Annotated in this window: 22 protein-coding genes; 19 read left to right on the top strand and 3 right to left on the bottom strand. The window is 63.2% G+C overall.

The genetic code is table 11. The features are described 5' to 3' along the window. From IG169_RS08190 to IG169_RS08205, 4 genes are all read left to right on the top strand, one after another. Positions 1–788, top strand: a 788-nt coding sequence (locus IG169_RS08190) for an enolase C-terminal domain-like protein (protein ID WP_193175703.1), incomplete at its 5' end; no start/stop codon positions are given. Positions 789–790: 2 nt separating this feature from the next. After that, positions 791–1177 (top strand): hypothetical protein, encoded by a 387-nt coding sequence (locus IG169_RS08195; RefSeq protein ID WP_246717249.1) that lies wholly within the window; start codon positions 791–793, stop codon positions 1175–1177. Continuing rightward, positions 1174–2022, top strand: coding sequence for an alpha/beta fold hydrolase (locus IG169_RS08200; protein WP_193175704.1), 849 nt, complete (start codon positions 1174–1176; stop codon positions 2020–2022). The genes IG169_RS08195 and IG169_RS08200 overlap by 4 nt, the downstream gene beginning before the upstream one ends. A gap of 12 nt (positions 2023–2034) precedes the next feature. Beyond that, positions 2035–2934, top strand: a complete 900-nt coding sequence (locus IG169_RS08205; RefSeq protein WP_193175705.1) for a LysR family transcriptional regulator — start codon at positions 2035–2037, stop codon at positions 2932–2934. Positions 2935–2954: 20 nt separating this feature from the next. Here the strand turns inward: IG169_RS08205 and IG169_RS08210 are convergent, their stop codons facing one another. Further along, complete coding sequence (locus IG169_RS08210; protein WP_193175706.1) at positions 2955–4238, bottom strand: ABC transporter substrate-binding protein; 1284 nt, start codon at positions 4236–4238, stop codon at positions 2955–2957. Positions 4239–4388: 150 nt separating this feature from the next. Further along, positions 4389–5951, bottom strand: a complete 1563-nt coding sequence (locus tag IG169_RS08215; RefSeq protein WP_246717250.1) for a 4-hydroxyphenylacetate 3-hydroxylase N-terminal domain-containing protein — start codon at positions 5949–5951, stop codon at positions 4389–4391. A gap of 254 nt (positions 5952–6205) precedes the next feature. Between IG169_RS08215 and IG169_RS08220 the strand changes: the two genes are divergently transcribed. Further along, on the top strand, positions 6206–6805 hold the full coding sequence (locus IG169_RS08220) for an FAD synthetase family protein (RefSeq protein ID WP_193175707.1): 600 nt from the start codon (positions 6206–6208) through the stop codon (positions 6803–6805). Beyond that, entirely contained in the window at positions 6802–7326 is a 525-nt protein-coding gene (locus IG169_RS08225) for a flavin reductase family protein (RefSeq protein WP_193175708.1), read from the top strand. Before IG169_RS08220 ends, IG169_RS08225 begins: the two co-directional genes overlap by 4 nt. Before the next feature lie 104 nt (positions 7327–7430). On the opposite strand, the gene IG169_RS08230 is transcribed toward IG169_RS08225, so the two are convergent. Further along, a complete protein-coding gene (locus IG169_RS08230; RefSeq protein ID WP_193175709.1) occupies positions 7431–8189 on the bottom strand; it encodes an IclR family transcriptional regulator in 759 nt (252 codons plus the stop codon). Positions 8190–8304: 115 nt separating this feature from the next. Here IG169_RS08230 and IG169_RS08235 point away from each other — a divergent pair, with 115 nt between their 5' ends. The 13 genes from IG169_RS08235 to IG169_RS08295 all read left to right on the top strand — a co-directional run bounded on the left by IG169_RS08235 (position 8305) and on the right by IG169_RS08295 (position 21697). Beyond that, on the top strand, positions 8305–9012 hold the full coding sequence (locus tag IG169_RS08235) for a 3-oxoacid CoA-transferase subunit A (RefSeq protein ID WP_193175710.1): 708 nt from the start codon (positions 8305–8307) through the stop codon (positions 9010–9012). Continuing rightward, entirely contained in the window at positions 9009–9695 is a 687-nt protein-coding gene (locus IG169_RS08240) for a 3-oxoacid CoA-transferase subunit B (protein WP_193175711.1), read from the top strand. The genes IG169_RS08235 and IG169_RS08240 overlap by 4 nt, the downstream gene beginning before the upstream one ends. A gap of 221 nt (positions 9696–9916) precedes the next feature. Beyond that, positions 9917–10819 carry a LysR family transcriptional regulator gene (locus IG169_RS08245; RefSeq protein WP_193175712.1) on the top strand — a complete coding sequence of 301 codons (903 nt, stop codon included), beginning with the start codon at positions 9917–9919 and terminating at the stop codon, positions 10817–10819. Between the two features lie 130 nt (positions 10820–10949). Continuing rightward, positions 10950–12107 (top strand): ABC transporter substrate-binding protein, encoded by a 1158-nt coding sequence (locus IG169_RS08250; RefSeq protein ID WP_193175713.1) that lies wholly within the window; start codon positions 10950–10952, stop codon positions 12105–12107. Between the two features lie 70 nt (positions 12108–12177). Next, entirely contained in the window at positions 12178–13167 is a 990-nt protein-coding gene (locus IG169_RS08255; protein WP_193175714.1) for an ABC transporter ATP-binding protein, read from the top strand. Next, positions 13164–14111: an ABC transporter permease gene (locus IG169_RS08260; RefSeq protein WP_193175715.1), complete on the top strand. Its 948-nt coding sequence runs from the start codon at positions 13164–13166 to the stop codon at positions 14109–14111. Before IG169_RS08255 ends, IG169_RS08260 begins: the two co-directional genes overlap by 4 nt. Next, positions 14101–14916 (top strand): ABC transporter permease, encoded by an 816-nt coding sequence (locus IG169_RS08265; protein WP_193175716.1) that lies wholly within the window; start codon positions 14101–14103, stop codon positions 14914–14916. The genes IG169_RS08260 and IG169_RS08265 overlap by 11 nt, the downstream gene beginning before the upstream one ends. A 23-nt stretch (positions 14917–14939) precedes the next feature. Beyond that, on the top strand, positions 14940–16364 hold the full coding sequence (locus IG169_RS08270; RefSeq protein WP_193175717.1) for a gamma-aminobutyraldehyde dehydrogenase: 1425 nt from the start codon (positions 14940–14942) through the stop codon (positions 16362–16364). A 174-nt stretch (positions 16365–16538) separates the two neighbouring features. Further along, positions 16539–17654 (top strand): ABC transporter ATP-binding protein, encoded by a 1116-nt coding sequence (locus tag IG169_RS08275; RefSeq protein ID WP_193175718.1) that lies wholly within the window; start codon positions 16539–16541, stop codon positions 17652–17654. Next, entirely contained in the window at positions 17651–18544 is an 894-nt protein-coding gene (locus tag IG169_RS08280) for an ABC transporter permease (protein WP_193175719.1), read from the top strand. The genes IG169_RS08275 and IG169_RS08280 overlap by 4 nt, the downstream gene beginning before the upstream one ends. Beyond that, positions 18541–19341, top strand: a complete 801-nt coding sequence (locus IG169_RS08285; protein ID WP_193175720.1) for an ABC transporter permease — start codon at positions 18541–18543, stop codon at positions 19339–19341. The genes IG169_RS08280 and IG169_RS08285 overlap by 4 nt, the downstream gene beginning before the upstream one ends. A gap of 56 nt (positions 19342–19397) precedes the next feature. Further along, positions 19398–20465, top strand: coding sequence for an extracellular solute-binding protein (locus tag IG169_RS08290; protein ID WP_193175721.1), 1068 nt, complete (start codon positions 19398–19400; stop codon positions 20463–20465). A 65-nt stretch (positions 20466–20530) separates the two neighbouring features. Then, complete coding sequence (locus tag IG169_RS08295) at positions 20531–21697, top strand: serine hydrolase domain-containing protein (RefSeq protein ID WP_193175722.1); 1167 nt, start codon at positions 20531–20533, stop codon at positions 21695–21697. Positions 21698–21747 lie beyond the last annotated feature (50 nt).

A 21747-nucleotide genomic window follows, 5' to 3' on the forward strand; every position in this document is an offset into this window, starting at 1 on the left:
TCGACGCCGCCGGCAAGACGCTCGATCTGCCGGCCACGGCCCTTCTCGGCGGCGAAGTCCGCGCCAGCTTTCCGGTCATCTGGGCGCTCGCTTCAGGCGATCCGGCCCAGGAAGTCGAAGAAGCGCGCGAAAAGATCGCGGCCGGCGAGTTCAACCGCTTCAAGATCAAAATCGGATTCGACGAGCCGGCCAGGGATATCGCGCGACTGCAGGCCGTGCGGTCCGGGATCGGCGACGGGACGATGCTGATCGCCGACGTCAACCAGGGCTGGTCGGAAGCGACCTGCATACGCTGGATGCCGGCGCTGGAAGAACTCGGCGTCGATCTGGTGGAACAGCCGCTCCCCGCCGGCAAGCTCGAGACGATGGCGCGCGTGGCACAACGCACTCGCGTCCCGCTGATGCTCGACGAAGCGGTCTTCACCCCCGAGGAAGCGTTGCGCGGCGTCTCCGCCGGCGCGGGATCCGTGCTGTCCCTGAAACTGGTCAAGTCGGGCGGACTGTTCGCGGTGAAACGGATCGCGGCAATCGCATCCGCCGGCGGACTTGAACTTTATGGCGGATGCCTGCTGGAAAGCAGCATCGGCGCGGCCGCGCATCTCGCCTGTTTCGCCACATTGCCCGCGCTCGAATGGGGGACCGAACATTTCGGCCCGAAGATCCTGATCGACGACCTGGCGACCCGGAGCCTCGTCTATCGCGACTACCGGGTGCATCTGCCGGAAGGGCCCGGTCTCGGCGTCGAGCCCGATCCGGAGCGCATCCGGGCATTTTCCAGAAAGGGCTGATCATGTGCGCTGGCGACATGATGTCACGGCTCGAGGCGATGCAGGCGGCGCTTGCCGGCAAGCCCCATCTGAAACGCCTCGGCGCCTTGTTCTCCGACACGGTTCTGTTCGAGGTCGACGGGCGCGACTATTACCTGCATTTCCACCGCGGCGCGCTGGAACGCATCGAGCAGGGTCCGAGCCGCAAGATCCCCTGGCAATTCGCGTTGCGCACCGACGCGCAAGCGCTTGAGGAATTCTGGAAGCCCCTGCCCGCGCCCGGCTTCCACGACATTTTCGGACTTGTGAAGATCGGCCGCGCCCGCATCGAGGGCGACATATTGCGGCTTGTGCGCAATCTGCGTTTCTTCAAGGAGTTCATGGCCCTGGCGCGCGGAGACGCAGCATGACGGGGCATATCGAAGCCATCACGGGGCGCTATGTTAACCTCGATATCGGCGGCGTCGCGCAGCGCATCTACTTCGAGGAAAACGGCCAGGGGACGCCCGTGGTCTGCCTGCACACCGCCGGAGCCGACAACCGCCAATGGCGCTTCATCCTCGGCGACGAGGATTTCACCGAAAACCACCGCATCATCGCCTTCGACATGCCCTGGCACGGCAAGTCGCTGCCGCCCGAAAGCTTCGAGACGGCGGAATACCTGCTGACCACCGAAACCTACATGCAGACAGTGCTCGCCTTTTGCGCGGCGCTCGGTCTGGAAAAACCGGTCCTGGCCGGCTGCTCCATGGGCGGACGGATCGCGCTGCAGCTGGCGTTGCACAAGCCGGAGATGTTTTCCGGCTTCATCGCCATCGAAGCGTCCGATTTCCAGCCGGCCTGGTACGACATCGACTGGTTCCATCGCCCCGACGCGCATGGCGGCGAGATGGGCGCGGCGCTGGTCTCGGCGAATATCGCGCCGCAGGCGCCCAATGCCGAGCGCTGGAACACACAGTGGATGTTCATGCAATCGGGCCCGGGCGTCTTTCGCGGCGATCTGAGTTTCTACACCAGGGACGACAGCCTCGTCGGCAAGCTCGGCGGCATCGACACGGCGAAAACGCCGGTCCACATCCTGTGCGGTGAATACGATCTCACCTGCACGCCCGAAGACGCCAAAAGGACCGCGGACGCCATTCCCGGCGCGACGCTTGCGGTCATGCGGGAACTTGGGCATTTTCCGATGAGTGAACACCCCATGGCCTTCCGTCCCTATTTCGCAGATGCGCTGGAGAGGATGCGGGCGGCCTGACGTCCGGACCAGATGGAATTCAAGCGGCTCAAATACTTCGTTGCGGTCGCCGAGGAGCGGCATTTCGGCCGCGCGGCCGCGCGTCTCGACATGGCCCAGCCGCCGTTGTCGCGCCAGATATCGCAACTGGAAAAGGACCTCGGCGTTCTGCTGTTCGACCGCAGCCGCAGCCAGATCCGGCTGACCCAGGCGGGCGAAGTCCTTCTTGAGCGCGCCCGCGAGATCCTCGACCGCCTCGACGCGGCCTATCGCGAGGTCCGCGTCATCGGGTCGGGTGGCGCCGGGCGCCTGCGCATCGCCTTCGTCGGATCCGCCACGCACGGTCCGCTGCCGAACCTGATCAAGTCCTACCGCTCGCACTTCCCCGACGTCGACCTGTCGCTGTCGGCGATGAACAACGCCGAACAGAAGCGCGCGCTGATCCAGCGCGAGATCGACATCGCCGTCGCTCGGCCCTCGCTCGACGACGAGGAGTTCAGAAGCGAACTGCTCGATCACGAGCCGCTCATCCTGGCGATCCCGGACAATTCGCGTCTCAACAACGACCGCCCGCTGCATCTGAAGGACCTCAAGGACGAGACTTTCGTGCTCTATCCGCGCCGCCCGCGGCCGAGTTTCGCCGACCACGTCCTGGACACCTGCCGCGGCGAGGGTTTCGAGCCGAAAGACGTGGTTCTGGCGCAGGATTACCAGACGGCGATCAGCCTTGTTTCCGTCGGCGTCGGATTGTCGCTTGTCCCGGAATCGGTGTCGCGCAGCCAGCGTGCCGGTGTCTGCTACCGCAAATATACCGGCAACAATCCCGGCACCTCGCTGACCGTGCACGCCCGGCTCGACAACCGCTCGCCGCATGTCATGAACTTCTTCGACATCGTCAAACGCTACGCCCGCAAAAGCCCGGTCGGACGCTGAACGCCCGACCGGCAGCGCAATTACCCGATGGGCCTCATTTCGGCGGTGGTCGGAATATCCGGATGATCGGAATTCTCCACGATCTCGAGCACCGGCTTGCCGCCGGCCATCGACCATTGACCGCCGACCAGCGGCGTCTTGGCGATGTTGGGCACCGGCCCCTTGGAGAAGTCGATCCTTCCGACGACGGAATCGTAGGACGTCGCCGCGATGGCGTCGCGGATGCTTGCCGGATCGGTCGGATCCTCGGTGCGCCTGAGCGCGTCGAGCGCGACCTCGAACAGCGAATGCTTGAAGCCGAGCGGCATCGTCCACGGATTGCCGGTCGCCGCCTCGTAGGCCGCCGCCAGTTCGGCAGATGTCTGCCCCGTCGCGCCGGACGAGAACGGATGGTGCGGCGACCACCACACTTCCACCGACAGCCCGTCTGCGCGCTCGCCGAGCGCGGCCATCGCCTGCGGGAACTCCGACGCCTTGGCGACGGTGACGGCCTTCGGATGGAAGTCCTGCTGCGCGGCCTGGTTCCAGAAGGTCGTCAGGTCCGGCGGGATCACCACGCCGGTCACGATGTCCACCCCGGCGCTCTTGAAGGCCGAGATCTGGGCCGAGAAATCGTCGGTCATCGACTGGAACCGGCCGGGATCGACGAGTTGATAGCCGAGTTTGTCCAGCACCGGCGGGAAGCCGACTTTCGGATCGCCCCAGGCGTTTCCGTCCGGATCGTTCGGCCACAGCGCGCCCACGACCTTGTCGGCGTCGAGATGGCTCCATAAACCCGTGAAGGTCGAGATCACGTCTTCCAGCCCCCAGAAGAAATGATAGGTCCATTCGAAGCCGACCGCCGGATCGCCCTGTCGACCGAAGAAATGCGGCTGCCAGGGCGTGTCGTTGGTAACGCAGGGTACGCCGTTCAGTTCGGCCTGGTCGGCGACCGGATTGGTCGTGTCGGGTGTCGAGGTGGCGGTGATGATGTCGACCTCGTCGGACAGGATCAGCTCCTGCGCGACCGAAGACGCGCGGTTGGAATTCGACTGGCTGTCCTTGACGACGAATTCGACCGGATGTTTCGCGCCGTTGATCATGACGCCGTCGCCGATGGTCGCCTTGAACTGCTCGAGAACGAAGCGGTCGGGCTCGGCGAAAATCGCCAGCGGGCCGGTCTCGGGTGTGACGAATCCGATCTTGATCGTCTTCGGCCTGGCTATGGCCGGCATCGGAAAGCCGCCAATGGCGGCCATGGCTCCTGTCGCACCCGCAGCCCTCAGGACATTACGGCGCGACATGAGATTCTTGCGAGAACTCATGCTATTTCCTCCCATTTCGATGGGTGAAATTATCGGGGCATTCGCCGCCCAAACGCCATGCCGCAAGGTGTATTGCGTGATACTCGAACATCGCGAAAAAGGGGCGCCGTTCTGCAACGGCGCCCCTTTCGCTGTCTTCGGTCAGTGGCGTTACTGCACCATTCCGCGAGTGATAAGATTGATATCGTCCGGATTGATGAGGTCTGTGCCAGTCCAACCTTTCAGGTCGTATTCGCCCATGCACCGGCTAACCATGTCCTGCATCATCTGCAGTTCGCCGGTCGCCGATGCGGCGAGGAGCGTTTCGATCCGGATGTTTTCGTGATTGCCGGCATAGTTGCGCTCATAGAGCTCATGACGCCCGCCGAATTCCGTTCCAATGGCGTCCCACAGCAGCTTGAGCAGCTTCACCCGGTCGACCGCCACATAGCCATTGGAGCCGCGCACGAAACGATCAAGATACGGGCGGATCGCCTCGCTCTGGAAATCGGCAGAGCTCGACGGCAGATAGATCAGGCCGGAAGCGACATGGCGCTCGATCAATTCCTTGATGCGCGGATAGGCCATCGGCGCAAGAACCCGATAGGCTAGGCCGTAGGAAAGATTCGGCAGGTTGTAGCCGTCGGTTCCGTCCCAGGGGACCGGCGATTTCACCATCGCGTCGGAGAGCCCGTGAAACAGGTTTCGCCAGGCGATGACTTCACCGACCGCGGTCTGCACGCCGCGGAAATCCTTGGCGCCGGTCGCTTCCACCGCCATCGAGAACAGGCCGGCGATGAAGTCGAGCTTGACCGCCAGGCGCGTCAATCCGTGCAGGGTGAAGCGCGGAATGAACCCCGACGCCGGGAAGAAAGCGTTGATCTTCTCGACGTCGCCATAAATGAAGACGTTCTCCCAAGGGATCAGCACCTTGTCGAAAACGAGAATCGAATCGTTTTCGTCAAGCCGGCTCGAAAGCGGATAGTCGAAGGGCGAACCGGTGGCGGCCGCGTTGAATTCGTAGGACGAGCGGGCGATCAGCTTCACGCCCTCGGCATCCATCGGCGCGGTGAAGATCAGCGCGAAGGACTTGTCCTTGATGGGAATGCCGTAATGGGCGATGAAATTGTAATGGGTCAGAGCCGAGCCGGTGGCGACGACCTTTGCTCCCGACACAACGATGCCCGCGTCCGTCTCTTTTTCGACATGCATGAAAACGTCGCGAACGTCCTCGATGGCGCGATCACGATCGATGGGCGGGTTGACGATTGCATGGTTCCAGTAATCCAGCCGCTCCTGGGTCTTGGAATACCAGGCCTTGGCGTTGCCGGCATATTCGCCGTAGAATCCGGAATTGGCACCAAGCGTGCCGAGAAATGCGGCCTTGTAATCGGGTGAACGGCCCATCCAGCCATAGGAAACCTGCTGCAGATCGGCGATGGCGTCGCGGCTACGTATCAGATCCTCCGACGTCTTCGAGCCGAGGAAGAACGGATGGGTGAGCTTGCCCGATCCGGTATCGGTTTCCACCCCGATCACGTCCTTGCGCTCGTGAAACCGGTCATACCAGCGGGCGACCATGCGCGCCGAATTGCGAAATGCCGGGTGCTTGGTGACGTCCTTGACGCGCTCCCCGTAGATATAGATTTCCCGTCCGTCCTGAAGGCTGTCCAGGAATTCCGCGCCTGTGTAGGCGTCGGTGGACATGCCCGTTTTGTCGACCTTGTTTAACATTAATGCTCTCCTCCAAAGCGCCGGCCCGATCGTCGTTGACTGACCGGCATCCTCCAATAACCGCAATTCGAGATGCAGTTCCGTGCATGAACATTATGCCACCGCCGGACCGCGCACGGAGGTATCGTGCAATACTGCAGCAGACATCGCGGGCCGGATAAGGCGGACGCTAAGGTCGCATTTACCGATGCGACGACCGGGGTTCCCCCGGCCTACAAGCCATCTGATCGGGGCTGCGGCATCAGGGAGGAAACATGGAAGGATTTCTCACAGGAGAGCAAACCCGCGCGCATGACGTAGCGCCGCCAAGGCTTTCCGCCAGCGTCGTGACGATCGGGGCTTTCGACGGTGTCCATCGGGGTCATCAGTCGTTGATATGGAAAACGATAGCGGCGGCCCGCGCCCGCGGCGTGCCGTCGGTCATATGGACTTTCGATCCGCCCCCGAAAGTTTTCTTCAAACGGGCCGACTGCCTGACCCCGATCCACAATAAAATCGACCGCATCTCATTCTTTCAGCCCGATCATATCGTCGTTTCGCGCTTCGATGACTGCTTTCGCAAGCGGTCCGCCATGGAATTCATCCGCGATTTTTCGGTTTTGAATCCGCTTGAAATATGGATTGGCAATGATTTCCGTTTCGGGGCCGGGCAGACCGGAGATGCCGCCATGCTGAGCGATTTCTTCAAAACGAGCATCCATCCGCCGGTCGTATGTTCCGATGGCGAAATCGTCTCGAGCACGCGCATTCGGAACCTTCGGCGCGACGGATTCGACGATCTGGCCGAAAAGCTTCAAGGCTGGTTCGGTATGATGCCCCGCCGCGACGCTGAATTGGGAGGAACGACAAGATGAGCATGGTCGACGCACGCGAACTGCGGAATGCCTGCGGCCTGTTTGGAACCGGGGTAAACATCATCACGACACGCCGAAACGGCATCGACCACGGCATGACGGCAAACGCGTTCATGTCCGTGTCGCTCGATCCTCCTCTGATCGCGATATCCATTGCGGAGAAGGCGAAAATGCTGCCGTTGATACGCGAGACAGGACGCTTCGCCGTCAGCACGCTCGCTCATGGAATGGAAAAGATCGCGTGGCATTTCGCCGGAAAACCCGATCCCGGATTCCAGGATGTATTTCGCGATGAACGGGACTTGCCGGTTGTCGAGGACGCCTTGGCCATATTCGTGGCGGACGTGACGGACGAGATCCTGGCGGGCGATCATACGATCTTCATCGGCCACGTTCGCGCGCTCAATATTTGCCCCGATCGCGAACCACTGCTGTTCTTCAAGGGAAAATTCGGCGCGATTGCATCGCAGGAGCCGGCACCGGTCGATCTGTGCGATCCGATCCGGGAGATCATCTGGTAGCGGCATCAAGCCGCTCCCTCCTTTTCAGAGCTCGATTGAATACGGATTGTTCAAAGCCGTTCAGGATGCCGGTCTTGCCACGTCACACGGCATGGCGAACCGGGTCAGTTCAACACGCGACGGAGTCCGTCCTGGACCTTGAGGAGTGCGGGGAGATAATCCCGGACCATGTCTCCTGCTTCGCCCGACAGGGCGGCCATGCCGGTATTGAGCGCCGCCACGACCATGCCGCGCGTATTGATCACCGGCACGGCAAGCGAGCGCAGGCCGAGTTCGACTTCCTGGTCGATTACCGCGTATCCCCTGACGCGCACCTCGGAGATCGCGGCCATGATCTCCTCCGGATCCGTGAGCGACCGGGGCGTGCGCGGTGTCAGGTCGGAGCCTTCGATCACGGCCCGCGCCTCGCCTTCCGGCAATGCGGCAAGCAGCACGCGCCCCATCGATGTGCAATGGGCGGGCAGCCTCGAACCCGGCATCAGCCCGATCGACATGACCCGCCTCTGGGCGGCGCGGGCGACATAGACGATCTCGGTCCCGTCGAGGATCGAAACCGAGCAGGATTGGCCGATCTGTTCGGACAGCTGATCGAGCCAGGGTTGTACGATCTGGGGCAGAGGCAGCGCGGCCAGAGCGCCCATGCCGAGGCGCAGCACACGCGGCGTCAGGCTGAAAAACTTGCCGTCATAGTCCGCGTATCCGAGCGTGTGAAAGGTCAGCAGGCAGCGCCGCGCAGTGGCCCGGTCCAGTCCGGTCATCTCGGCGACGTCAGCGATGGCAAGGCGCGGGCGTTCCGCCCCGAAACACTCCAGAACGCGCAGCCCCTTGGCCAGCGAAGCGATTGTGTCGGTCTTGTTCAACATGCGCACAGGCTTCGACATGAATTGAACAAATGTCAACATGCGAACGAATTGCCTTGCCATCGGGAACAGCGTGTGGATGACACGAGGCGAACACATCTCCCAACAGGAGAAATCCATGAACAAGACAATCGCCTCGTTGCGCGAGGCCGTGGCACCGATCGGTGATGGCGCCACGGTGATGATCGGCGGCTTCGGCGGCTCCGGCGCGCCGATCGAGTTGATCCACGCGCTGATCGACGCCGGCCCGAAGAACCTGACGGTCATCAACAACAACGCCGGCAACGGCCGTGTCGGCCTCGCGGCCCTGATCGAACAGGGCATGGTGGAAAAGCTGATCTGCTCGTTTCCGCGCTCGGCCGACCCGAAGGTGTTCACGGATCTCTATCTCGCCGGAAAGATCGAACTGGAAATCGTGCCGCAGGGCACGCTCGCCGAGCGCATTCGCGCCGGCGGAGCGGGCATCCCGGCCTTCTACACCCCGACGAGCTACGGCACCGAACTCGCCGATGGCAAGCCGGTCGCCGAATTCGACGGCCGGCCCTATGTGCAGGAGCGTTGGCTGAAGGCCGATTTCGCGCTGATCAAGGCGGAGCTCGGTGACACGCTGGGCAATCTGACCTACCGGATGGCCGCGCGGAACTTCAATCCGCTGATGGCCATGGCGGCAGCGGAGACGGTCGCGCAGGTTTCCGGGATCGTGCCGCCGGGCGGGATCGATCCGGAGCATGTCATTACGCCGGGCATTTTCGTCAATGGCGTCGTCGAAGTCCCCGATCCGAAACAGGAAGAGATCCTCAACCGCGAGGGAGCCGTCTATCCATGAGCGACGCGCTGAACATCATCAAGCTCACGAATGAGCAGATTGCCTGGCGGGCCGCCCAGGACATCCAGGAAGGCGCCTATGTGAACCTCGGCATCGGTTTTCCGGAAATGGTCGCCAGGTTCCAGCCGGAAGGTCGCGAGGCGATCTTCCACACGGAGAACGGCGTTCTCGGCTTCGGCGAAACGCCGCCTGAGGGCGAAGAGGACTGGGACCTCATCAACGCGGGCAAGAAGGCAATCACGCTGAAGCCGGGCGCGGCCTTCTTCAACCATGCCGACAGCTTCGCCATGGTGCGCGGCGGCCATCTCGACGTCGCGATTCTCGGAGCCTATCAGGTGGCCGAGGACGGCGATCTCGCCAACTGGTCGACGGGCAAAGGCGGCATTCCGGCCGTTGGCGGTGCAATGGATCTGGTCCATGGCGCGAAGCGCGTCGCCGTGATCACCGACCACGTGACCAAAAAAGGCGAGCCGAAGCTTTTGAAGCGCTGCACCATGCCACTGACCGGCGTCGGATGTGTCACCCGCGTCTACACGTCCCTTGCCGTGGTCGATATCGAGGGCGGGCATTTCGTTCTTCGCGAGAAGCTGGCCGCTATCTCCTTCGACGATTTACAGGCGGCCACCGGCGCCGAACTCCACATCGAGGGCGACGTAACCGATCTCGTCGTGCCGCAACTCTGAGGCGGCGCCCGGTTCTCCCCCGACGTTCGACTGCCGTCGAGAAATCCAAGCGAAATGCGATGAATGGGGAACCGAGGTCATCGTCGCGCCCGACGGCGCCTGAGCGATCCGTTTGGCGAGCAGCTGCTTCAATCGACCGGCATGAGTCGGATTGCCATGTGGCTCGCGCTGCGGCAGATGCTAGGAAGACGGTTCCCCCGCCAGGTTAGACGGCAGGTTTCATGGCATTCACGCTAAGACAGCTTCAGTATTTCGTCGCCGTATGCGAACAGGGCACCGTATCGGGCGCTGCGCATACGCTTGCCATTTCGCAGTCCGCGGTCACCGAAGCGATCAAGGAACTGGAATCCGATCTCGGCGTCAGCCTTTTCGAGCGCCACCCGCGCGGGCTGAACATCACCCACAAGGGCCACCAGTTTCTCCGTCACGCAACGACGATCCTCGCAGATGTCTCCGACGCCCGGCTGGCGTTTCGGGAAACCGACAACGCGGCCAGCGGCGATCTGCATCTTGGCGTCACCTCGCTGGTCGCCGGCTATGTCCTCTCCGATATTCTCGCGCGTTACCGCCGCGCGAACCCGGCGGTCAACGTCTCCGCGATCGAGGACAACGGCGAATATCTGGAGCATCTGCTAATCGGTGGCGAACTCGACGTCGCGGTCACCATCATTTCCAATCTGCGCGACCGCATGGCGTTGCAGGCCGAGATCATCGAAGTCTCCCCCTACCGGCTCTGGCTGCCGCTCGGCCACAAGCTGTCGGGACTGGAAAGCATCTCGCTCGCCGATGTCTCGTCCGAACCGATCATCATGCTCACCGTCGACGAAATCGAGGAAGCGACGGTGAAGCTGCTTGGCGCCTTCGGCGCGCGTCCCAACGTCGCCTTCCGCACCCGCTCCGTGGAGGCCGTGCGCAGCCTGGTCGCCACCGGCGCGGGCGTCGCCCTCCTGCCCGATCTCGTCTACCGGCCCTGGTCGCTGGAAGGCGACCGCATCGATTCCCGCGATGTCTCCGGCTCGCTGCCCGTCGTGCAGGTCGGCGTCGTCTGGCGCAAGGGATCGGGCCTGCCGCGCCCGGCGCGCGATTTCATCGCCACCGCCCAGGCCCAGCGGCTGCTGCGATAATCGCATCCGGTATCGGGAATTCCGATACCGGTCTTCTGATAAATGAATTTGCGAATACCGCCCCGGCGCGTAACCTGACTTCCCGGAGCGAACGCCGTCATTCCGGCGGCGACAAACGGGAGACGTCGCCATGAAAACCATCCTTAGATCCTGCACCGCGTTGACATTGTGCTGCAGCTTCGCGGGCCAGGCCGCCGCGCAGGCCATGATGACCGAGATCGGACCGGGCGAAGGCCAGGTCGATATCGTCGCATGGCCGGGCTATATCGAGCGCGGCGAGACCGATGCCGCCTATGACTGGGTGACCGAATTCGAAAAGGCGACCAGCTGCAAGGTCAACGTCAAGACCGCCAACACCTCCGACGAAATGGTCGCGCTGATGAACGAAGGCGGCTTCGACCTCGTCACCGCCTCGGGCGACGCCTCGCTGCGCCTTGTCGCCGGCAAGCGCGTGCAGGAGATCAATGTCGATCTCATCCCGAGCTGGAAGGCCGTCGACGAGCGGCTGCAGAACGCGCCCTGGCACACGGTTGACGGCAAGCACTACGGCGTCCCCTACCAGTGGGGTCCGAACGTGCTGATGTACAACACCGAAGTCTTCAAGGAAGCGCCGACGAGCTGGAACGTCGTCTTCGAGGAAATGGACCTTCCGGACGGCAAGCCCAACAAGGGCCGCGTCCAGGCCTATGACGGCCCGATCCACATCGCCGACGCCGCCAACTACCTGCGCTTCCACAAGCCGGAACTCGGGATCAAGAGCCCGTACGAACTCAACGAGGACCAGTACGCCGCCGCGCTCGACCTGCTGCGCGTCCAGCGCACGCTCGTCTCGCGCTACTGGCACGACGCCTATATCCAGATGGACGATTTCAAGAACGAGGGCGTCGTCGCTTCCGGCTCGTGGCCGTTCCAGGTCAACGTCCTCGTATCCGAGGGCATGCCCATCGCCTCGACGATCCCCGAGGAAGGCGCCACCGGCTGGGCCGACACGACCATGATGCATGCCGAGGCCGCGCATCCGAACTGCGCCTATATGTGGATGGAGCATTCGCTTTCGCCGAAGGTGCAGGGCGACCTCGCCGCCTGGTTCGGTTCGGTTCCCTCGGTCCCGGCCGCCTGCTCGGGCAACGAATTGCTGACCGACGAAGGCTGCAAGGCCAACGGCTTCGAGGACTTCGACAAGATCTCCTTCTGGACGACGCCGGTTTCCAAATGCGCAAGCCAGGGCGAGTGCGTGCCCTATTACCGCTGGGTCTCCGACTATATCGGCGTCATCGGCGGCCGCTGACCGCCACGCTCACTCGCAACGTAACACAGCGTCCGCCGCAATCGCGGCGGACGCCTCGACAGGACATGCCATGCAAACCGCCGTCGCCTTTTCACAAGTTTCGCGCCACTTCGGCCCGGTGCGCGCCGTCGATGGCGTCGACCTGAAGATCGCGGAAGGCGAATTCTTCGCCATGCTCGGGCCTTCCGGCTCCGGCAAGACGACCTGCCTGCGCCTGATCGCGGGCTTCGAGCAGCCGACCGCCGGCCATATCGAGATTTTCGGCGAAACCGCCGAGGGCGTCCCGCCCTATCGGCGCAACGTCAACACCGTGTTCCAGGACTATGCGCTGTTTCCGCATCTGAGCGTCGCCGACAACGTCGCCTACGGCCCTATGATCCGTGGCGTCGCGAAGGCCGAGCGCATGAAGGCCGCCGAGGAGGCGCTCGCGCTAGTGCAGCTTCCGGGCTACGGCGCGCGCCAGCCGGGACAACTTTCCGGCGGCCAGCGCCAGCGCGTCGCGCTCGCCCGCGCACTCGTCAACAAGCCGAAAGTGCTGCTCCTCGACGAGCCGCTCGGCGCGCTCGACCTGAAGCTGCGCGAGCAGATGCAGGAGGAACTGAAAACCCTGCAGCGCTCGCTCGGAATCACCTTCGTCTTCGTCACCCACGATCAGGGCGAAGCCCTGTCGATGGCCGACCGCGTCGCCGTCTTCAACGAGGGGAAGATCATGCAGGTGGGAGCGCCCGAGGAGATCTACCGCGCGCCGCGCTCGCGTTTCGTCGCCGATTTCGTCGGCTCCTCCAACATCCTTCCGCCGGAGACCGTCGAACGCTTCGCCGGCAAACGCGCCTGGGCGAGCCTGCGGCCGGAATCGATCCGCCTCGCCACCGCCGGAGGCCACGCCGCGACCGTGCTCGGCCACTCCTATCTCGGCGCGGCGACCAGGCTTTCCGTCGACATGGACGGCCAGCGCCTGACCCTGCTGCTGCCCGCGGGCGCCACCGTGCCGGCAACCGGAAGTCAGGCCGCCATCGAATGGAACGGCGACGACCTCCATCTCATGGAGGACGGGCAATGACCGCCGCGGAACCCGTTATCCTGCCCGGACGCGGCGGCCTGTTCGGGACGCTGTCGGACGTGTTGTGGCGCAATCCGCGCCTGACGCTGTTGCTGATGCTCGCGCCGCCGCTGCTCTGGCTCGGCATCATCTATCTCGGTTCGCTGTTCGCGCTGCTCGCCCAGAGCTTCTTCTCCATCGACGAGTTTTCCGGCCTGATCCGCTACGAGTGGACGCTGAAGACCTATGCCGAGCTGTTGCGCCCCTCCAATCTCGACATCATCGTCCGCACCGTCACCATGGCGGCTGCCGTGACGCTCGCCTCCGCGGTCGTCGCCTTCCCGATCGCCTATTACGCGGCGCGCTACGCGCGCGGCAAATGGAAGGCCTTTTTCTATCTCGGCGCCATGCTGCCGCTTTGGTCGAGCTACCTGGTCAAGATCTACGCCTGGAAACTGATCCTCGCCAAGGAAGGCATCCTGACCTGGATCTTCGCCAAGCTGCACCTGACGCCGGTGCTGGAAGCCTGGCTCTCAATCCCCGTCATCGGCGGCAATTCGCTGTCGGTCAGCTATACCGGCACCTTCATCGTCTTCGTCTATGTCTGGCTGCCCTACATGATCCTGCCGACCCAGGCCGCGCTCGAACGCGTTCCGGATTCGATGCTGGAAGCTTCGTCCGATCTCGGCGGTTCTCCGGCGCAGACCTTTCGCCACGTGCTGCTGCCGCTGGCGCTGCCCGGCATCATCGCTGGCTCGATCTTCACCTTCTCGCTGACGCTCGGCGACTACATCATCCCGCAGATCATCGGCTCGTCGCGGCTGTTTATCGGCCAGGCCGTCTACGCCCACCAGGGTACGGCCGGCAACATCCCGCTCGCCGCCGCCTTCACCGTCGTGCCGATCGTCATCATGGGCCTCTATCTCTGGATGGCCAAACGCCAGGGAGCCTTCGATGCGCTCTGACCGCAACGGCAAGGCCCCGCTCGGCCTGAAGATCGCCGCCGCCGGCGGGCTCTTGTTCCTGCACCTGCCGATCCTGCTGATCTTCGTCTATGCCTTCACTACCGAAGACAAGAGCTACCAGTGGCCGCCTCCGGGCTTGACCCTTAAGTGGCTCGCTGTGACCTGGAACCGTCCCGACGTCTGGCAGGCGCTCGGCCTGTCGGTGCGCGTCGCGGCGATATCGACAGCGCTGGCGCTCGTCCTCGGCACGCTCTGCGCGGCGGCCGTGTCGCGCACGAAGTTCTTCGGCCGCGAGACGGTCTCGCTGCTGGTGATCCTGCCCATAGCCCTGCCCGGCATCATCACCGGCATCGCGCTGCGCTCGGCCTTCAGCCTCGCCGACATACCCTACTCGTTCTGGACCATCGTGCTCGGCCACGCGACCTTCTGCGTCGTCGTCGTCTACAACAACGCGGTCGCGCGCTTCCGCCGCACGTCGGGATCGCTGATCGAGGCATCGATGGATCTCGGCGCCGACGGCTTCCAGACCTTCCGCCATGTCGTGCTGCCGAATATCGGAACGGCGCTTCTGGCCGGCGGGATGCTCGCCTTCGCATTGTCCTTCGACGAGGTCATCGTCACCACCTTCACCGCCGGACAGCAGACGACCCTGCCGATCTGGATGCTCGAGGAACTCGTCCGGCCGCGCCAGCGCCCCGTCACCAATGTGGTGGCGATGGTCGTGGTGCTGGTCACCTTCCTGCCGATCCTCGCAGCCTACTACCTCACCCGCGACGGCGACCGCATCGCCGGCAGCGGCAAATGATCACCACGAAAGGGAGAATCCCCATGGACACGCAAATGCTGATCGGCGCCGGTTTCGAAAAGGGCACGGACGCCGAAGAAAACATCCTCAATCCGAAGACCGGCGAGACCGTCCTGCATCTGCCCGAGGCCGGCCTCGACCAGATCGAACGCGCCGTGGACGCCGCCGAGAAGGCCTTTGCGACATGGTCGCGCACGACGCCCGCCGAACGCTCCGGTTATCTCCTGAAGATCGCCGACCGCGTCGAGGCCGAGGCCGAGGGTTTCGCGGCCCTCGAAGCGCTCAACTGCGGCAAGCCGATCAACGCCGTCCTCAATGACGAGATCCCGGCGATCGTCGACTGCTACCGCTTCTTCGCCGGCGCCGTGCGCTGCATTCCCGGCAATGCGGCGGGCGAGTATCTGTCCGGCTTCACCTCGATGATCCGTCGCGATCCGATCGGCATCGTCGCCTCCATTGCGCCGTGGAACTATCCGCTGATGATGATGGCCTGGAAGCTGGCGCCCGCCATCGCCGGCGGCAACACCGTCGTCTTCAAGCCCTCCGAACAGACGCCGCTGACCGCGCTCAAGATGGCGAAGATACTCGCCGACATCCTACCCGAGGGCGTCGTCAACGTCGTGCTCGGTCGTGGCGAGAGTGTCGGCAACGCGCTGATCAACCACCCCAAGGTCAACATGATCTCGATCACCGGCGACGTGGCGACCGGCAAGAAGGTGCTGCAGGCCGCCGCCAAGTCGGTCAAACGCACCCATCTGGAACTCGGCGGCAAGGCACCCGTCATCGTCTTCGATGACGCCGATATCGACGCGGTGGTCGAGGGCGTGCGCACCTTCGGCTACTACAATGCCGGCCAGGACTGCACGGCCGCGTGCCGCATCTACGCCGCGCCAAAAATCCACGACAAGCTGGTTGCCGATCTCTCCGCCGCCGTCTCGACGCTGCAATATGCAAACGAGGACGACAGCGTCAACGAGATCGGTCCGCTGATCTCGCAGCGCCAGCGCGACCGGGTGGCGAGCTTCGTCGAGCGCGCTTCCACCATGAATCACATGGAGATCACCGCCGGCGGCAAGCCGCATGAGGGTAACGGCTTCTTCTACCAGCCGACCGTTATTGCCGGCGCATTGCAGACCGACGAGATCGTGCGGCGCGAGGTCTTTGGCCCGGTCGTCTCGGTCACCCGCTTCACGGATGTCGACGAAGCGGTCGCCTGGGCAAACGATTCAGACTACGGCCTCGCCTCTTCCGTGTGGACGAAGGACGTCTCCCGGGCGATGGAGTGTGCTGCCCGCCTGCAATATGGCTGCACCTGGATCAACACACACTTCATGCTCTGCAACGAGATGCCCCATGGCGGCCTGAAGCAATCCGGCTACGGCAAGGACATGTCGCTCTATGCACTGGAGGACTACACGGCGGTCCGGCACGTCATGATTGCGCACTAGATCCAGGCTGGAAATTGCTGAACGTATGTTCAATTTGCAATCGGATCAGGCAGGATTTGCAATGACTTAGGCCAGCATATAAGCTTATTGCGCCACTGACCTGACAATAGACGGAGACAGACGACGAGAGCCGTGGCAAGGTTGGACATCATCTTTCATGGAAAGTGAGGTTAAATGCCTGAACCCGGGGCCGAGGCGACAAGGCCGAGCAAGAACGCAATCGAACTCCGCAATGTCGGCAAGTCCTTCGGAGCCGGCGCAAACGCCTTCTTCGCACTGAAGGACGTCTCGGCGAATATCGGCGAGAACGAGTTCTTCACCCTCCTCGGCCCCTCTGGTTGCGGCAAGACCACCCTGCTGCGCTGCATCGCCGGCTTCGAGGAGCCGACCCGCGGCGAGATCCTGCTGTACGATCAAGACATCGCCAGCCTCCCGCCCTACCGCAGGCCGGTCAACACGGTGTTCCAGAGTTACGCTCTCTTCCCGCACATGACGGTCGGCGAGAATGTCGGCTTCGGCCTGCAGATGCTGAACCGGCCGCGCGACGAGATCGCCAGCACCGTCAACGAGATGCTGCGGCTGGTGCAAATGGAAGAACTGCGGGACCGGCGTACCAGCGAGATATCCGGCGGTCAGCAGCAGCGCGTCGCCCTCGCCCGCGCACTGGCGCCGAAACCGAAGGTGCTGCTGCTCGACGAGCCACTCTCGGCGCTCGACCTGAAACTGCGCAAGGAAATGCAGGTCGAGCTGAAGCGCCTGCAGACCGAGACCGGCATCACCTTCATCTTCGTCACGCACGACCAAGAGGAGGCCCTGACCATGTCGGACCGCGTCGCCGTCATGAACAAGGGCGACATACTGCAGATCGGCAGTCCGCGCGAGATCTACAACCAGCCAAAACACCGTTTCGTCGCGGACTTCATCGGGGACATCAACTTTCTCGATGCAATCGTCACGGAATGCGGCGTGACCTGCCAGGCGGAAATCGTGGATGTCGGCATGGTGGAATTCTTGCGTGAGGGCGAAATCGCGGTCGGCCAGCACATCACGCTCGCCATCCGCCCGGAACGGATCACGCTCTCGGCGCAGGCGCGCCACCCGTGCCGGATCGAGAACATCGTCTATCACGGCACCGACACGATCTATCACCTGCGCCTGCCGAACGACGACCGGATGCTGGCCAGATCCCAGAACAGCGAAGGCCACGCGCCCGCCTGGCAAACCGGCGACGATATCGGATGGGCGGCCGCCCCCGATGCGCTGGCCGTCATAGCGGACAACCCTTCATGAACAGGCGCCGCTCCACAATGCTCGCCAATATCTGGCTAATCGGCCCGGCGGTGGTGGCGATCGTCATTCTCATGGTCATCCCGCTCTCCATGATGGCCTGGATATCGATCCAGGCACGCAGCTACGGCGGCGGCGTTCACTGGGGCGAACTGACCGGCGACGCCTGGCTGCGCTTCGTGTTCGAGCGCAATCTCGACGACAGCCTGTCATGGAGCTTCAACTACCTCTCGATCATCCTGCGCTCGTTCTGGCTGTCGGCACTGACAACGGTCATCTCGCTGATCGTCGGTTTCCCGACCGCCTTCTTCATGGCGACCCGGCCGCTCCGCTGGCGCACATTGCTCGTTTTCATGGTCACGCTGCCGTTCTGGACCAATTTGCTGGTGCGCAACTATGCCTGGATCCTGATCCTGCGCGACCATGGCACCATCAACGGGCTGCTGATGTCACTCGGCGTGATCGACAGGCCGCTGCCGCTGCTGCACAACGAATTCGCCGTCGCGGTGGGGCTGGTCTATTCCTTCCTGCCCTTCATGGTGCTGCCGATCTATTCGAGCCTGGAAAAGATCGACCTGCGCCTCGTCGAGGCGGCCTTCGACCTCTATTCGGGCCGCTGGCGGGCATTGCGCCACGTCATCCTCCCGCTCGCCAAGCCCGGCATCATCGCCGGCTGTATCCTGGTCTTCATTCCCGCGCTCGGCTCCTATGTGACGCCCGAACTTCTCGGCGGCGGCAAGACGCTGATGATCGGCAACCTGATCGGGCACCAGTTCGGCGCGGCGCGCAACTGGCCCTTCGGCGCCGCGCTCGGTCTGTTCCTGCTCGCCCTTGTTCTCATCGCGATGACCGCTTACGCACTGCGGACCCGCCGGTCGGGAGGAACGCAATGAGCCGGCGCGCGGCAGGCGATGCGAAGCGCTGGCCGGGACTGGCGCTGGGCGCGGGCTTTTTCTTCGCCTATGTCTATCTGCCGATCCTGATCCTGGTGGCCCTGTCGTTCAACGAGAACCGCGTCGTCACGGTGTGGACCGGCTTCACGCTCGATTGGTACAAGCTGGCGTTCCACAACGACGCGATGTTGCGCGCGGCGGAGAATTCGCTCATCATCGCCTCGGTCGCCGCGGTCTCGGCGACAATTCTGTCGACGCTCGCGGCCGTCCGGATGGCGCAGGTCCGCTTCACCGGCCAGACCGCCGTCAATGCGCTGGTCGCCCTACCGATCACCGTGCCGGAAATCGTTCCCGCGGTCGCGACGCTGATGTTCTTTGCCAGCCTCGGCGTCACGCTTGGCCTTGGCACCGTCATCCTGGCGCACACGGTGTTCTGCATCCCGTTCGCCTATCTGCCCATCCGCGCACGCCTGGAAGGCATGGACAGGGCGCTCGCCGAAGCGGCCGGAGACCTTTATGCAAGCCCGCGTCGGGCCTTCTTCAAGATCACCCTGCCGCTCATGATGCCGGGCATCCTTTCCGGACTCGTTCTCGCCTTCATCATTTCGCTCGACGACTTCGTAACGACCTTTTTCGTCGGCGGTGCGGGATCGACGACGCTTCCCATCTACATTTTCGGCCTTGTGCGCACCGGCGTCACCCCGGAAGTCAACGCCATATCCGCCTTGATGCTGCTTATCTCCATCGCCTTGGTATCGCTTTCGCTATTCCTCGGGCGATCGGAGCACCGTTACTGAACGAGCCCGGTGGCAGCAATGATGCTCGTGGAACTTTACGCAGAGGGAGTACTGCAATGAAATACCGAAAGACATCAGCATGGACTGGACTGGCCTCGGGCGTTGCGGCGCTCGGCATGGTCGTGTTGTCAGCATCGGGCGCATCGGCCGATGGCGAACTGCACCTTTACAACTGGTCGAACTATTTCCCGCCGGAATTGCTCGAGAAGTTCGAGAAGGAAACCGGCACCAAGGTCACCATCGACAGCTATGCGTCGGAGGAAGACCTGCTGGCGAAGCTGCAGGCCGGCGCGGGCGGCTATGACGTGATTTTCCCGGGCACGACGACGCTCGGTGTGATGGTCGAGCAAAAGCTGCTTGAACCGATCAACGTCAAGGACATGGAGAATTTCAAGAACGTCCTGCCTGCGCACCAGACGATCGCCGGCGATGAAGACCGGACCTATTCGGCGCCCTATATGTGGGGCACGACGGGCTTCACCTACCTGCCCTCCAAGGTTCCCGGCGGCAAGATGGAGGAGAGCTGGAACGCGATCTTCCATCCGGCCGACGAACTCAAGGGCAACATCGCGATGCTCAACGAGATGTCCGACGTGTGGAATGCCGCGGCATATGATCTCGGAATCTCGAAATGCACCGAGGACCCCGCTGAAGCCCAGAAAATCCTCGACCTGCTGATGGGGCAGAAGCCCTATGTGAAGGTCTATTCCAATGACGGCACGATCGACCGCATGGTGGCCGGCGAGGTCGCGGTCCATATGCAGTGGAACGGCGCCGCTCACCGCGTGAAGGCCAAGCAGCCGGACGCTGTCTATGTCTATCCCAAGGAAGGCGTGACGTTTTGGACCGACGCGATGGCCGTGCCGAAGGGCGCGCCCGACCTGGATAACGCAAAGGCGTTCATCAACTGGATGATGGAACCGGAAAACGCAGCGATCGCATCGAACTACACGGGCTATTCCAATGCGATCAAAGGGTCTGGCGAATTCCTCAAGGAAGACTTGAAGAACGACCCGGCAGTCAATACGCCGGAGGAATATGGCGACCGGCTGCGTCCCTATCAGAAATGCTCGGAAAAATCGCGCGACCTGCGCGAACGCGTCTGGACCAAGTTGAAGTCCTGATACCCGGGCTATAGAAATCCTGACGGGGGAGCCGCAACGCTCCCCCGTTCGCTTGAGAGGACATCATGACCGCGTTCGAAGACACCTACGGCTTTGCGAGACGTGACGTCAGTCTCGCCAACTGGCGCACCCTGCCCTATGCCCGCTTTTCCTTCCAGAACACGCGCGAGATGGTGCCGACCGCCGTGATCGCATGCGGTGACAAAGGCCATGAAGACCCGCCTTTGGGTGATGGCGCGCTGTCCGGCTTCAACGCCAGGATCGATGGCGAGGAAATCGGTTTTCGCGATTTTCTCGAACAGTCGTTCACCGACGTCTTCGTCGCGATGAAGGACGGCGACGTCGTCGCGGAATGGTCCGCCGGCCATGCCGCCCCCTCCGCACCGCATATCCTGTTTTCCATCACCAAGTCCGTGACCGGACTGGCCGCCGGCATTCTGGAGGAAGATGGCCTGCTCGATCCGGCCGCGCCGGTCGCACGCTACCTGCCCGAGGCGCTGGGCTCGGCCTATGGCGATGCGAGCGTGCAGGACCTGCTCGACATGCGCGTCAGCCTCGATTTCGACGAGAGTTACCTCAACACCGACGGCGACTACGACCGCTACCGCCGCGCCATGCTGTGGAATCCGCAGCGCAGCGACAAGCCGACCGAGACGCTCGCGGAGGTGTTGATGTCGCTGCCGAAGGGCGATGGTCCGCATGGCGGGCCGTTCTGTTATGCCTCGCCGAACACCGACGTCCTCGCCCTCATCGTCGAACGCGCTTCCGGCGAGCGCTACGCCGATTTCGTCTCGCGGCGCATCTGGCAGAAGATCGGCGCGCAAACCGATGCCTATGTCACGCTCGATTCCGCGGGCGCGCCGCGCGGTGCGGGCGGCCTTTGCGCGACGGCGCGCGATCTCGCCCGGCTCGGCGAGGCCATCCGCCTGGGCGGAAACGGTGTCGTCTCGGGGCGCTGGATCGACGACATGCGCACAGCCGGAGGCCGGGAGGCATGGAGGACCGGCAATTATCTGGAGCTCTTTCCGAACGGCCGCTACCGCAACTGCTGGTATCAGCCGGGCTATGACGGCGATCCCTTCTGCTGCATCGGCATCCACGGCCAGTGGCTCTATGTCGATCCCTCGCGACATGTGACGATCGCCAAGCTGTCCTCGCAGCCGACGCCGGGAGACGACCCGCTCGATCAGCGCTGCCTGGCCTTTTTCCGGGCCGTCAGCGAGGGGCTCTAAAGTCCTGGAACGGCACGATGGGTCGACGCACGCAGCGCATCGCCGGGAAT

Source organism: Oricola nitratireducens, from assembly GCF_014904745.1.
Taxonomy (GTDB): domain Bacteria; phylum Pseudomonadota; class Alphaproteobacteria; order Rhizobiales; family Rhizobiaceae; genus Oricola; species Oricola nitratireducens.